The organism is Uruburuella testudinis (genome assembly GCF_022870865.1).
Taxonomy (GTDB): Bacteria; Pseudomonadota; Gammaproteobacteria; order Burkholderiales; family Neisseriaceae; genus Neisseria; species Neisseria testudinis.
Genome location: NZ_CP091508.1, coordinates 2,021,335 through 2,034,407, shown reverse-complemented (window position 1 = coordinate 2,034,407; position 13,073 = coordinate 2,021,335). Strand labels below are relative to the sequence as shown.

The 13,073-nt window shown below is 50.8% G+C and carries 15 protein-coding genes and 2 pseudogenes; 4 read left to right on the top strand and 13 right to left on the bottom strand.

Translation table 11 applies throughout. The features are described 5' to 3' along the window. Positions 1–56: 56 nt before the first annotated feature. Positions 57–473 (top strand): phage virion morphogenesis protein, encoded by a 417-nt coding sequence (locus LVJ83_RS09350; protein ID WP_244784240.1) that lies wholly within the window; start codon positions 57–59, stop codon positions 471–473. A gap of 236 nt (positions 474–709) precedes the next feature. Here LVJ83_RS09350 and LVJ83_RS09345 read toward each other — a convergent pair whose 3' ends face one another. The 13 genes and pseudogenes from LVJ83_RS09345 to LVJ83_RS09285 all read right to left on the bottom strand — a co-directional run bounded on the left by LVJ83_RS09345 (position 710) and on the right by LVJ83_RS09285 (position 9,038). Next, entirely contained in the window at positions 710–1,129 is a 420-nt protein-coding gene (locus LVJ83_RS09345) for a type II toxin-antitoxin system HicB family antitoxin (protein ID WP_244784239.1), read from the bottom strand. Between the two features lie 44 nt (positions 1,130–1,173). Further along, positions 1,174–1,356, bottom strand: a complete 183-nt coding sequence (locus tag LVJ83_RS09340) for a type II toxin-antitoxin system HicA family toxin (RefSeq protein WP_123805061.1) — start codon at positions 1,354–1,356, stop codon at positions 1,174–1,176. Positions 1,357–1,485: 129 nt separating this feature from the next. Beyond that, positions 1,486–2,402, bottom strand: a pseudogene (locus LVJ83_RS09335) (phage antirepressor N-terminal domain-containing protein). A gap of 171 nt (positions 2,403–2,573) precedes the next feature. After that, positions 2,574–2,840: pseudogene (locus tag LVJ83_RS09330) on the bottom strand (transposase); the annotation flags it as partial. Between the two features lie 231 nt (positions 2,841–3,071). Next, entirely contained in the window at positions 3,072–3,287 is a 216-nt protein-coding gene (locus tag LVJ83_RS09325; protein ID WP_244784238.1) for a hypothetical protein, read from the bottom strand. Positions 3,288–3,716: 429 nt separating this feature from the next. Beyond that, the gene (locus LVJ83_RS09320) at positions 3,717–4,385 is read right to left on the bottom strand and encodes a tyrosine-type recombinase/integrase (RefSeq protein ID WP_244784237.1); all 669 of its coding nucleotides are present in this window, start codon (positions 4,383–4,385) and stop codon (positions 3,717–3,719) included. Continuing rightward, complete coding sequence (locus LVJ83_RS09315) at positions 4,330–4,773, bottom strand: Arm DNA-binding domain-containing protein (protein WP_244784236.1); 444 nt, start codon at positions 4,771–4,773, stop codon at positions 4,330–4,332. Before LVJ83_RS09315 ends, LVJ83_RS09320 begins: the two co-directional genes overlap by 56 nt. Positions 4,774–4,958: 185 nt before the next feature. Then, positions 4,959–6,524: a glutamine-hydrolyzing GMP synthase gene (gene guaA / locus LVJ83_RS09310; RefSeq protein ID WP_244784235.1), complete on the bottom strand. Its 1,566-nt coding sequence runs from the start codon at positions 6,522–6,524 to the stop codon at positions 4,959–4,961. A 153-nt stretch (positions 6,525–6,677) separates the two neighbouring features. Continuing rightward, complete coding sequence (locus LVJ83_RS09305) at positions 6,678–7,019, bottom strand: LiaF transmembrane domain-containing protein (RefSeq protein ID WP_244784234.1); 342 nt, start codon at positions 7,017–7,019, stop codon at positions 6,678–6,680. Between the two features lie 212 nt (positions 7,020–7,231). Beyond that, complete coding sequence (locus LVJ83_RS09300; protein WP_244784233.1) at positions 7,232–7,666, bottom strand: hypothetical protein; 435 nt, start codon at positions 7,664–7,666, stop codon at positions 7,232–7,234. A 74-nt stretch (positions 7,667–7,740) separates the two neighbouring features. Then, on the bottom strand, positions 7,741–8,187 hold the full coding sequence (gene smpB, locus LVJ83_RS09295) for an SsrA-binding protein SmpB (RefSeq protein WP_244784232.1): 447 nt from the start codon (positions 8,185–8,187) through the stop codon (positions 7,741–7,743). Between the two features lie 120 nt (positions 8,188–8,307). Further along, positions 8,308–8,526, bottom strand: a complete 219-nt coding sequence (locus LVJ83_RS09290; protein WP_244784231.1) for a DUF1653 domain-containing protein — start codon at positions 8,524–8,526, stop codon at positions 8,308–8,310. Between the two features lie 308 nt (positions 8,527–8,834). Next, complete coding sequence (locus tag LVJ83_RS09285) at positions 8,835–9,038, bottom strand: cold-shock protein (protein WP_016687461.1); 204 nt, start codon at positions 9,036–9,038, stop codon at positions 8,835–8,837. A gap of 242 nt (positions 9,039–9,280) precedes the next feature. Here LVJ83_RS09285 and clpS point away from each other — a divergent pair, with 242 nt between their 5' ends. From clpS to pip, 3 genes are all read left to right on the top strand, one after another. After that, positions 9,281–9,598, top strand: a complete 318-nt coding sequence (clpS, locus tag LVJ83_RS09280; protein ID WP_244784230.1) for an ATP-dependent Clp protease adapter ClpS — start codon at positions 9,281–9,283, stop codon at positions 9,596–9,598. After that, entirely contained in the window at positions 9,599–11,887 is a 2,289-nt protein-coding gene (gene clpA / locus LVJ83_RS09275; RefSeq protein WP_244784229.1) for an ATP-dependent Clp protease ATP-binding subunit ClpA, read from the top strand. A 238-nt stretch (positions 11,888–12,125) separates the two neighbouring features. Continuing rightward, the gene (gene pip, locus LVJ83_RS09270; RefSeq protein WP_244784228.1) at positions 12,126–13,061 is read left to right on the top strand and encodes a prolyl aminopeptidase; all 936 of its coding nucleotides are present in this window, start codon (positions 12,126–12,128) and stop codon (positions 13,059–13,061) included. Positions 13,062–13,073 lie beyond the last annotated feature (12 nt).

The following is a 13,073-nucleotide window of genomic DNA, read 5'->3' as shown; positions in this document are numbered from 1 at the left end:
GCTGCGGTAGGCAGATTCACCGCTTTTCCAGTAGCTCCACGAAATGGAATCATACCATGATTGATATTAAAATCGACAATCTTTTTGTGGTGCAAAACCAAATCGAGCGCTTGCAGCAAGGTGTGGAAAACCGCTATCTGCTGATGCGGGTGCTCTCCGGCAGCATGCACACGGCGGTGAGGATGAATTTCCGCCAAAGCGGCCGCCCGAAGTGGCTGGGGCTGAAATACCGCAACGGCAAGCCGCTGATTGATACCGGCGCGCTGCGCGGCAGCATCAGCAGCATGGCCGATAACGATACGGCACTGGTCGGCACCAATATGGAATATGCGGCCATTCATAATTTTGGGGGCTGGGCGGGGCGCAATAAAAAAGTGTTTATCCCGCAGCGGGAATTTATGATGCTGACCGGCGACGACAAACAAGGCTTGATGGAGGATGTGCAGCAATATTTCCAAAGCCTGATGAAATGATTTTTCAGACGGCCTCAAAAACGCGCTTTTTAGCGCGTTTTTTTATTGCGCCTAGGCTTGGGTATTCCGAGCGTGTTTGTCGCAATCTGCGGCGTTTCTAAACAGCAAAAATAAATAATTATATTTTTAATTTTATTTGTGGTGTAAATATGGTGCATTATTTTGTCTAAAAACAGCCGTCTGAAAATCAGACGGCTGTTTTTTACTGTATCAAAAAGATAAGGTGTTAGATTATATTAAGAAAAGCTGATATTCAGATGCTTCCCCAGTTTTGAAGCGGCTTTTTCCATAAAATCGATTTTGGTGTTGTGGCGCAAATCAAGCAGGCGGTCAACTTGCGGCATATGCACTTCGAGCCGCCGCGCCATTTCTGCTTTCTTTACGCCCTGGCTGACCATTTCATTCAGCAGCAGCACTTTGGCGGTTTCTAATGCCGGCAGGCTGACGGTGTCTTGTGTATCGCTGTAGCTGCCCGGTAAGGGGATGGCTCGGCGGTCTTCGAAATAACCGTCTAATGCACACAGCAGGCCGTCTAAGGCTTCGATTTTGGCCGATTCCAAGTCTTCACCAACAGCGGTCGCTTCGGGAATGTCAGGAAAAGTTACCAAAAAAGTGCCGTTGTCGTCGGGGGTTAGTTTGTAGGGATAAGCTAACATAATGTTTCCTTTCGTATGAAGGTAAGCCCTTTCGGGCTTGTCTCCTATTTCAGACCTAAATCTTTCTTGATTTTGTTGACCAGCCCCGTACCGATTTCTTTACTGCCGTGGTTCGGGAAAACCGATGTTTTGTTGCCCAACCTGATTAACTGATGGCTGCCGCGCTTTTGTGTGGTAAATTCCACACCTTGAGATAAAAGCCACTTTCGAAATTCACTGTATTTCATCGTGCCTCCTTTCTGATACAGCAAGGATATAATACAACAAAAATGTTGTGTTTACAATGGTTTAATGCAACATTTTTGTTGTAACTTTAAAGCCGTCTGAAATGTTTTCAGACGGCTTCGCACTACCGCTTATTTACGCGGCGGCATCGGGGCGGGCGGAAAGGCCGCCAGAAAATCCTGTTTGATGGTTTGCAGATAAGCCGCCGTGCCTGAAAAATGCGGGGGCAGCGAATCGGCGGCTTCTTCCAGCCAGTTGAGGGTCTGCCGCATCGGGCGGCGCATTTCCTGCACGGTGGTAGTCATGGTCACGAGCACGCGGCTGTCGAGAAATTTCAGATAGCGTGCCATTTCCTGTGTGTGGGTCATCAGGCGCAGCGAATAGTACAGCAGCGTGAGCAGCTCGGTGAGGGCCGTATTGTCGCCGGCTGTATCGCTGTGGCGGTGGCCGGCCACAATCGGCTGCCCGCCGGTGGTTTGCGTTTCGCGGTGCAGCTTGCGTATAAGCGACACCAATTCATAATAGGTGCAGCGGCTAAGCGGCTTTTTCATCAGCCCGTCGATATGTTCGTAGAGGTTGCTGCTGCCCCAGTTGTGGATTTCCATCAGCCGGTCGCCCAGCATCATCACCACCTGAATCAGCTCATCGCGACGCGGCATGTGGTCGGTAACGGCGGGCAGGGCGGTGCGCGGTTGCTCGATGGGGCGGTTGAAATGGGCATTCAGCACCTGAAAGCATTCGCGCTGGTATTGCAGCAGACGCGGTTTGATTTCGGGCTTCACGCGGTTGGCATCAACACCGAACAGCCAGCCGTTGAGGTAGTCGAGGGGCAGGCACATGGTTTCATACATCTTGCCATCTGTGGCAGGTATGGTCATGATGACCATACCTGAATTTAAAATTTGATTGCGCTTGATTTTTTATGTTGTGACACCCAATCAGGCCCGATGTTTTCGGCAATCGGCTTCATGGCTACATAGTGTTGGTTGTTACGAGTGAAAACGGGAACGGTTTGACCGTGGAATTGAATGTGTTGAACTTGGTTCATTTTGAAGTTTCCTTGTTTTGATTTCGAAGTTGTGCCTAAATAGGTGGCCGCGAGGTTCGAAAAACCTAAACAAGAAAGATAGTGTATTTCACAGTCAATAATATTTACATTTCTTGATGTTGCAACAAAGCGCACCCTGATTTATCCAGAGTGTTTTTTATTTACCAATGGCTATATATATCGGGCTTTGTCGAAATCTTGGCCGTTGACCAACAGGGTAAGCGCTATCACGGCCAATTTACGCATGAGCGCGACAAGTATCAGCTTTATGGGTTTGCCCTTGGTTTTCAGACGGCTTACAAAGTCGGGAAAGGCGTTACAGCGGTAGGCTACAAGAGCGGGCATGTACAGGTTTTTTCTGATGTCGGCATTGCCTATCTTCGATATTCGGCTTTTTCCTTTTACGCTTGTTCCTGATTGGTGGTCTTTTGGGTCAAGCCGTGGTTATTCCCTGCCAAAACAGGTGTTGTATTCCCAGCCCTCGCGGCCATAGGAAACTTCGGTAATCCAACCCAAAGGAAACCAAAAGAAAACTATGGACGTAAAAATATCGCAATAACGGTGCGATTCCGCTTGTTTAGAGGTTTTCGACGCCTCGTAGAATGGAATATAAAACAAAAAAAACGATGTATGCAAGCAAAAGGCCGTCTGAATTTCAGACGGCCTAAATCATTTTTGTGCCCAGTAAATTTCAATCAGTTTTTTCAAAGCCTCCGGCCGCTTGCCGCCGATGTCATCTAAAATGGCTTTAAAATCTGCCATGGTTTTCGTATCGGTGCGCAGAGTGATTTGGGCATATTCACCGCTGGCCAGCTTTTCTTTCTGGACTTTAGCCGCAGTGGCCGCCCGTAGTTTGCGGCTGTGCTCGGTATTTGCGTTTGCCATTTTATTTTCCTTGTGATAAAGTAATTTCAGAAAGTTGGTAGTGGGCAGCCTCCTTAGCTGCCCGGTTGGTTAATCAATCGATTTTATCAGTAAGCTGGGTAGCTGATGACTAATAGAATCACTAAGATTAGGAATTTTATCATCTTTTTTACCTCCTTTCTTTCGGGATTCCCGCTGTTGCCGCAGCGGGTTTCTTATTTCCTAATCCATGAGTGTATTATATAATTATAGTAATAAGCAGCCAAGCACAATTTTCATTTTTTTTGATAAAAAAAGCCGTCTGAAAATAGGTTTTCAGGCGGCCTTTGCTTATAACGAATAAATGAAATCAGTCCATTCTTGCAGCATCTGGCGCCGCTGTTCGGCGTATTCGGCTTTGTTATACACCGCCCGCACGCCGCCTTGCTCGTGTGCCAGCGCTTTTTCTATTCAGTCGGTGTTGTAGCCTTGTTCGTGTAGCAGGGTAGGGCCTGTGCGGCGCAAATCGTGTACGGTAAAATCGGCAATGGTGATGCCGTCTTTGCGGGCAAGTTTCAGTATCCGCCAGATGGCGCGATTCATAGAGCTGATGGCGATTGGTTGGTTTGTTTTGTTGCGCCCGGGCAAAACAAAAGGAGAATCTTCTGCCAGTGTTTTTAAATAATGCAAAATGCTGATGGCTTGGCTCAACAAATACACATTATGCGGCCGGCGTGCTTTCATGCGTTCTGGCGGAATCTGCCACACGGCATTATCAAAATCAATTTCATGCCATTGCGCGTTTACCATTTCGCCTTTCCGCACTAAGGTCAGCAGTATCAGTAGCAGCCCTTTTTTACTGGCGGGGTACACATCGGCTTTTTCTAAATACTGCAAAAACACTTTAATTTCTTTTTCTGACAATGCGCGATCCCTCGCTTTAAATCGGGCGATAGAGGCGGGGGCAATATTTCGGGTTGGATCGTTTATCGCGACCCCTTTACTGACGGTAAATTGATACACCCGCGCGAAAATATCACGGGTAAATACCGCTTGCGACGGTGCGCCGCGTGCTTTGATTTTTTCACACAAATTGCGTATATCCAGCTCGGTAATTTCTGCCAGTTTTTTTATTGTCAAACTCTTTTCCAATATTACGCCGGTAAATTTCAATCCTCAATGTCCGTGTGCTGTCGGCAAAATCCGCATCTTCGATATAAAGCCCAAACCATGCGCCGAACGTTTCGCCGTGAATCGTGGACGCTTTGCGCTCCCGCTTGTTCTTTGCCGGGCTGACACCGCTTTCCAATAATTTTCGGGCTTCCAAGAGCCTTTCTCTCGCTTCGGCCAAAGAGATTAGGCCGTATTTGCCGATAGTCAAAGTTTCGCGCCGGCCGTTAAATTTGTAGTCATAGTGGAACGAAATTGTGCCCGATGCCGCAACGTAGGCATACATGCCGTCACGGTCTTGCAGTTTGTAGGGCTTTTCTTTTGGCTTGGCAGTTTTCAGTATTCGGTCATTGAGCATTTGGCGGCTTTCAAGTGTTGGACGGTATTTTGATTTTATATTATACAAAATACCGCACGAAATGCCGTGAAATTTTGTTGACTGATGCAAACCGTTATGGACTTATACAGACAGCAAAAGCCCCGATTATTCGGGGCTTTGAGTTTTGTTTTAAGCTAATGCGGATTAATGCGGAATGTAAGGTTTTATTCCCATTCGATCGTGGCGGGGGGTTTGCCGCTGACGTCGTATACCACACGGTTGATGCCGCGCACTTCGTTGATAATGCGGTTGGACACTTTACCCAAGAGGCTGTAGGGCAGCTCGGCCCAATGGGCGGTCATAAAGTCGCTGGTGACGACGGCACGCAGGGCGACAACGTATTCGTAGGTGCGGCCGTCGCCCATCACGCCGACGGATTTTACCGGCAGGAATACGGCAAAGGCTTGGCTGGTGAGGTCGTACCATGAGGTGCCGTTTTCATCGCGGGTGTTGCGTAACTCTTCGATGAAAATATCGTCGGCGCGGCGCAGCAGGTCGGCGTATTCTTTTTTCACTTCGCCCAAGATGCGCACGCCCAAGCCGGGGCCGGGGAAGGGGTGGCGGTAGACCATTTCGCGGGGCAGGCCGAGCGCTACGCCGAGCTCGCGCACTTCGTCTTTAAATAGGTCGCGCAGGGGTTCGAGCAGGCTCAGGTTTAGTGTTTCGGGCAGGCCGCCGACGTTGTGGTGGCTTTTGATGGCGTGGGCTTTTTTGGTTTTGGCGCCGGCCGATTCGATTACATCGGGGTAAATGGTGCCTTGTGCCAGCCATTTGGCGTTTTGGCGCTTGCCGGCTTCGTTTTGGAACACTTCTACAAATTCGGCGCCGATGATTTTGCGTTTTTTCTCGGGGTCGGTTTCGCCGGCGAGTTTGCCCATAAAATCATCGGTGGCATCGACATGAATGACGTTGACGCCGAGATTGCGGGCAAACATGTCCATTACCATTTTGCCTTCGTTGAGGCGCAACAGGCCGTGATCGACAAATACGCAGGTGAGCTGGTCGCCGATGGCGCGGTGGATGAGCGCGGCGGCCACGGATGAATCAACGCCGCCGGAGAGGCCGAGAATCACTTCGTCGCTGCCGACTTGGGCGCGGATTTTCTCTACGGCTTCGTCAATATAGTTGGGCATGGTCCAGCTTGGCGCGGCGTTGCAAATATCAAGCACGAAGCGGTTGAGCAGGGCTTTGCCTTGTTTGGTGTGGGTAACTTCGGGGTGGAATTGGATGCCGTAGAATTGTTTTTCGGCGTGTTCCATCATGGCTACGGGGCAGCTTGGGGTGTCGCCGATAACAACAAAGCCTTCGGGCAGTTTGGAGACTTTGTCGCCGTGGCTCATCCACACATCAAGCACATTGGGTGTGCCGTCGTGAATATCGCGGGTGAGCTCGCTGTCGATGGTTTTGACTTGGGCGTAGCCGAATTCGCGCTGGTCGCCGGGGGAAACTTCGCCGTTTAAATGGTAAGCCATAAACTGCATGCCGTAGCAGATGCCGAGTATGGGAATGCCCAAATCGAAAATGCCGGTGTCGGCCTGATAATCGGATTCATACACTGAGTTGGGGCCGCCTGAAAGAATGATGCCTTTGGGGTTGAAGGCTTTAATCTCTTCTAAGGGCATGTCGTAAGAGTGCAGCTCGCAGTAAACATGGGCTTCGCGCACACGGCGGGCGATGAGTTGGGTGACTTGCGAGCCGAAGTCGAGAATCAGGATTTTGTCTTGGGTCATGATGGAATTTTGTGCATAAAAAAGAAATCGGATTTGGCCGCAATTGTATCATAAAGGCCGTCTGAAAAGTGTTTCATACCCGTTTGAAACATAAGCCGACAGCGCCGGGGTGTGTTTTGAGCGGGTATGTTCAGGCGGCCTGATATATTTTGTTTATTGTTTATCGGGATATTTGGGCATTTTGTAGGGAATAATGCTGCTGCGCGAAAGCAGCAATAAGCAGCCGAGCACCATCATGCCCAGTGCCACCAGCGGTGAATAGCCGAGCAGGTATTGGCTTTTCAAATAAACGGCGGCGCCGATGTAAATCAGAATGGGGCCGGCCACCACCGATTGCTTGTTGATGCCGTCCATCAGCAGCACCACGATGCCGGCAACGGCCAGGGCAATCGATATCAGTGTGGCGGTGGCGGGCAGGATGCCGGTGGTTTTTAAAAACCATACGGCACCGGCAATAATCAGAAAAAGCGGCAGAACAAGAGAAGGTTGGGGCATGGCAACAGCTTTATAGAATGATTCAGACGGCCTCATTATTGGGATGATGAGGCCGTCTGAAAAGAACCGGGAAACGATTATTGCATGTTTTTACGCAAAGAAATAATGCACTTTCACATAAATGGGCGAGACAGCGATATAAGCTTAATGGCTCTTGCTGATGGTTCAGACGGCCTCAGTATTGTCGATGCCGTCTGAAATTAAGCCCATGGTTATTTTTTGTTCAGCAGTGTGCCGATGATGCGGTCGATTTCTGCTTGTTGGTTTTGCGGATTTCGGAAATTCGGGTTGGCGCGCAGGCTGGCAACCGGATGCTCCGGTGTGCGGATCAGCAAGGAGAGGTAATGCATGTTGTTGCCGATGCCGCGGGTGTTGTAACGCAGATTGTAGCGGCATTCCGGCTCATAGAGGCGCTTGCGGTTAGAGGCAGCATCTACGGTTTCGCTGCTGATGCCGTATTTTGTCAGAGATTGGGCAATCTGCCGGTTTAAGCCGGGATTGGGATTTTTGGGGTTGGATAAGATGCAGAGGTGGCGGATGTTGTTTAATTGTTCTGCACCGTTGGCACCCAGAACGGGTTGGCTGCTTTGGCAGGCCGATAATAATAATGTGATGCTGCTGATCATCAGTAAGATTGGGCGTTTCATTGGGGTTTTCCTTGTATGGTATGAATTAAACAGCGTGAAGCCTGATTTTTGTGAATGGCATTAGTGTGGCCGTATCAGCGCACACTTTTCATCAAACGTTGCTTTTCGCGTTTCCAGTCGGCTTCTTTCAGGCTTTGGCGTTTGTCGTGCTGTTTTTTGCCTTTGGCCAGGCCGATATCCATTTTGATGTAGCCGCGGTGGTAATGCAGGTTGAGCGGCACGATGGTATAGCCGGCACGTTCGGTTTTGCCGATTAATTTGTTGATTTCATTTTGCTTCAACAGCAGTTTGCGCTGGCGCACCGGGTCGGGCTTGACGTGGGTGGAGGCTGTAGGCAGGGCGGTGATGTGGCAGCCCACCAGGTAAAATGCCCCGCGTTTCCAGTGAATGTAGGCTTCTTTCAGCTGCACGCGGCCGGCGCGTACGGCTTTGACTTCCCAGCCTTCTAATACCAGGCCGGCTTCGAGTTGCTCTTCGATAAAATAATCGTGAAAGGCTTTTTTATTGTTGGCTATGCTCATGTGGATACGGATATGTGAATTTCAGACGGCCATTCTAACAGAGATAGGCCGTCTGAAAAAATCGGATTAATCAAAGCAGGTCAGTAAGCGGATCGGGCAGGCTTGACTTACGCCGGCCTGCTAAAATACGCGGATGCATTCGAAGCGCGGCTTGCGCTGACCGCCGCTTTCCACAGATTCGGCAAACATGGCGGCAGGGCGCACCCACAGGCCGTATTCTCCGTAGAGTGCGCGGTAAACCACCAGGGTTTCGCCGCTTTCAGAGTGGCGGGCGCAGCCGGTAACTTCGTAAAGGTTGCCTTTGTAGTGGCGGTAAATGCCGGGTTTAATCGTGTTCATGATGAATATGGCGCCGATAATAACGGTTGAGGTTTTCGATGGCTTCGCTGTGCTCGGGTTTTCGATGGCTTCGCTGTGCTCGGGTTTTCGATGGCTTCGCTGTGCTCGGGCTTGAGCGTGTATTTCAAATCATTGAGCCGGGTCAGAATGCGGTTTTCCTGCCCGGCAAGGCGGCAACTGACTTTGCCGCTGCTGCGGAAATGAGCAGAATACGCTAAGGCTGTCTGAAAAAGGCAGATAAACAAATAGCGGGTTTTATAAAAAACCCGCCATGATGATTGTAATCGGCAGAGCCGACTCAATATAGATTAAGCAGCTTGAATATTAGCAGCTTGTTTGCCTTTGGGGCCGGTGGTAACTTCGAAAGACACGCGTTGGCCTTCTTTCAGGGTTTTGAAACCATCCATATTGATTGCAGAGAAATGAGCAAACAAATCTTCGCCGCCTTCGTCCGGAGTGATAAAACCAAAACCTTTAGCGTCGTTAAACCATTTAACAATACCGGTTGCCATTGAACTTCCTATACTAAAAAATTAACAAAAATACAGCAAAATGCGGCAGAGCGGTAAAACTAAAAGTTTCGAGTTTCTCCCAAACCATTACGCTTTAAACTTCATGCCTGATTTCTGCTTAACTGGCTTTTTACCTTTGTTAAGTATTGTAGTCAAGTAATGTTTGGGAAAAAACTCAAAATTTATTAAAATGTCACAAAATACAACAGAAACCACTTTTCAAAAGCCTAAAAAGATTTAATATGAGCAATGTCAATGCAAGCCGTGAAACCGGTGCCGCCGCCTTGAGCAGGCGTGAAAAAATCGCGCCGCCGAAAAAATACGGCGTTTATCTGCTCAACGATGATTACACACCGATGGATTTCGTGGTAAACGTGTTAACAGAGATTTTTGTATTGCCGCAAGCGCGGGCGATGGCGGTGATGTTGCTTGTGCACCATGAGGGCAAGGGGTTGTGCGGCGTTTACACGCTCGATATGGCCCAAACCAAACAGCAGCAGGTGATGCGGCGCGCCAAGCGTGAAGGACATCCGTTGCAATGCACTGTGGAGGAGGTATAAATGATTTCGGCCGAATTGGAGCGGATTTTGCAGCATGTATATGCCGATGCGCGCGCACGGCATTATGAGCTGATCGGGCTCGAACACCTTTTGCTGGTGTTGATCGAGCAAAACGATGAAGTACGCAATCTGTTGCAGCAATGCGGCGCCGATTGCGCTATTTTGTCGGAACAGCTGATCAGCAGCGTGGTGGAAAATACGCCGGTATTGCCGCAAGCATTGCTCGATAACACCGAAACCCAGCCGACCATCGGCTTCCAGCGGGTGTTGCAGCGGGCGATGATGCATGTGCAGGCCGCCGATAAGCGTGAGGTGCTGCCGGTAGATGTGTTGGTGGCGCTGATGAATGAGAGCGACAGCCCCGCCGTGTATTTTTTGCAACTGCAATCGGTTACCCGCTACGACATCTTACGCTGCTTGGCGCATGGTGAGCCGCCAGAGGGCAACGAGGGTGGTCGTTCCTCAGGCGATTATCAGCAAAGTGCGGCAGAGGGCGACCAAAATGATGCGCTGGGCAGCTATACCGTCAACCTGAATGCTGAAGTGTTGGCCGGCCGTATCGACCCTTTAATCGGCCGCAAACACGAAATGGAACGGCTGGTGCAGGTGTTGTGCCGCCGCCGTAAAAACAACCCGTTGCTGGTGGGCGAGGCCGGTGTGGGTAAAACCGCGCTGGCCGAGGGTTTGGCGCACCAAATCGTTAACGGCCAAGTGCCCGACACGCTCAAGGGCGCGGCAGTGTTTTCGCTGGATATGGGCGCATTGCTGGCCGGCACCAAATACCGGGGCGATTTTGAAGCGCGTGTGAAAGCGGTGTTGAAACAATTGGCAACGATTCCGAACGCGGTGTTGTTTATCGATGAAATCCACACCATTATCGGCGCCGGCAGCGTGTCGGGCGGCACCATGGATGCCTCCAACCTGCTCAAACCGGCGCTGGCAAAAGGTCAGTTGCGCTGTATCGGCGCCACCACTTACGATGAATACCGCACCATTTTCGACAAAGATCATGCTTTGAGCCGCCGTTTTCAAAAAATCGACATCGCCGAGCCGAGTGTGGCCGAAACCGTGCAGATTCTGCGCGGCCTCAAGCCCATGTTTGAACACTTTCACGAAGTGCGCTACACCCGTGGCGCACTTGAGGCGGCGGCAGAGCTTTCCGCCCGCTACATCAACGAACGTTTTCTGCCGGATAAAGCCATTGATGTGATGGATGAAGCGGGTGCGGCGCAACGCATTCTGCCGAAATCGAAACAGAAAAAAGTCATCGGCAAAGCGCAGATTGAAGCGGTGATTGCCAAAGTGGCGCGCATTCCCGAGAAAACCGTGTCGCACGACGACAAACAGGTTTTGCAGTTTCTCGGCCGTGATCTGAAAAACATGGTATTCGGCCAAGACAGCGCCATCGAAGCATTGGTGGCGGCGGTAAAAATGGCACGATCGGGCTTGAGCCTGCCCGACAAACCCATCGGCAGCTTTTTGTTTTCCGGCCCCACCGGCGTGGGCAAAACCGAAGTGGCGCGCCAGCTGGCTTTTTCACTCGGTGTTACGCTGCAACGCTTTGATATGTCGGAATATATGGAGCGCCATGCCGTAGCGCGGCTGATTGGTTCGCCGCCGGGCTATGTAGGTTTCGAACAGGGAGGGCTGCTGACCGAAGCGGTGAACAAACAGCCGTTTTGCGTGTTGCTGCTCGATGAAATCGAAAAAGCCCACCCCGATATTTTCAACGTGTTGCTGCAAGTGATGGATCACGGCAAACTCACCGACAACAACGGTAAAAGCGCCGATTTCCGCAATGTGATTATCATTATGACCACCAATGCCGGCGCGGAAAGCTTGAGCCGGCCGAGCGTGGGCTTTACCGGCAAACGCGAGCGCGGTGATGAAATGCAGGCCATCAACAAATTGTTTACGCCCGAATTCCGCAACCGTCTTGATGCGATTATTCCGTTTGCGCCTTTGAGCGAACCGGTGATTATCAAAGTGGTAGACAAATTTCTGCTCCAGCTTGAGCAGCAGCTTGCCGATAAAAAAGTGGAAGCCGAATTCACGCCCGCGCTGCGCGCCTATCTGGCCGAAAAAGGCTTTGATCCGCAAATGGGCGCCCGCCCGATGCACCGCCTGATTCAGGATAAAATCCGCAAGGCTTTGGCCGACGAATTATTGTTCGGGCGCTTGGCCGAAGGCGGTTATGTGCGCATCGATTGGGATGTGAAAAACGAAGAAGTGGTGTTGCAGTTTAAAAAAACGGCAGCGAAAAAAATAACGGAAGAAGCGGCTGTGTAGCCGTTTGCCGCTAGGGTGTCCTGACAATTTGATTTACGGGTGCTTTTTGCCCCTGAAAACGCATCTGCTGCGTTAAAAAAGCCTTGCAAGATGTCTAATCTTGCTGCGTTTTTTGCCTCGCATCTGCATTTGCATTTTAGGAACAAAAGTCCCATCATAAACAATACATTAGGTCACCCCTAAGGCCGTCTGAAATGTTTCAGACGGCCTTGTTTATAAAAATACCGAAAGGAAACAGATGTATCCCGTTTGTGAAACCAACCGCAGCGGCTGGTTGCAGGTATCGCCTGTGCATCAGATTTATTGGGAAGAATCGGGCAGCCCGACAGGCAAACCGGTGATTTTTCTGCACGGCGGGCCGGGGGCGGGTGCTCCGCCGGTGTGCAGAAGTTTTTTCAACCCCGAAATTTACCGCATCATCATCATCGACCAGCGCGGCTGCGGGCGCTCCACGCCGTATGCCTGTGTGGAAGACAATACCACTTGGGATTTGGTGGCGGATATTGAAAAAGTGCGCGATATGCTCGACATCGGGCGTTGGCTGGTGTTCGGCGGTTCGTGGGGCAGCACGTTGGCGTTGGCCTATGCCCAAACCCATCCCGAGCGGGTGGCGGGTTTGATTTTGCGCGGAATTTTTCTGTGCTGCCAACATGAAATCGATTGGCTCAACGAGGCGGGTGGCGCCAGCCGGATTTATCCCGAGCAATGGCAGCAATATATTGCGCCGATTGCGGTGGATAAGCGTAATCGGTTGGTGCGGGCTTATCATGAATTGTTATTCGGCGATGATGAGCAGCAGCGCTTGCAGGCGGCCAAGGCTTGGGAAGATTGGGAAAGCTATCTGGTTCAGTTTGAGCCGGAGCCGGTCAGCAACGATGCTTACGGTGCACTTGCGATTGCCCGCATTGAAAACCATTATTTTATGAATTTGGGCTGGCTGGAAGGCGGGCGGGCAATTTTGGCCAATATTGCCCAAATCCGCGATATTCCTGCCGTGATTGTGCAGGGGCGCTATGATATGTGTACGCCGATGCACAGCGCCTGGGCGTTGTATCAGGCGTGGCCGCAGGCGGATTTGCGCATTGTGCAGGGCGGGCATGCCGCAACAGAAGGTGACGTGGCCGCCGCGCTGGTGGCGGCTACCGATCGATTTGCATCGGCATATCATTGGTAAATATCTGCTGGC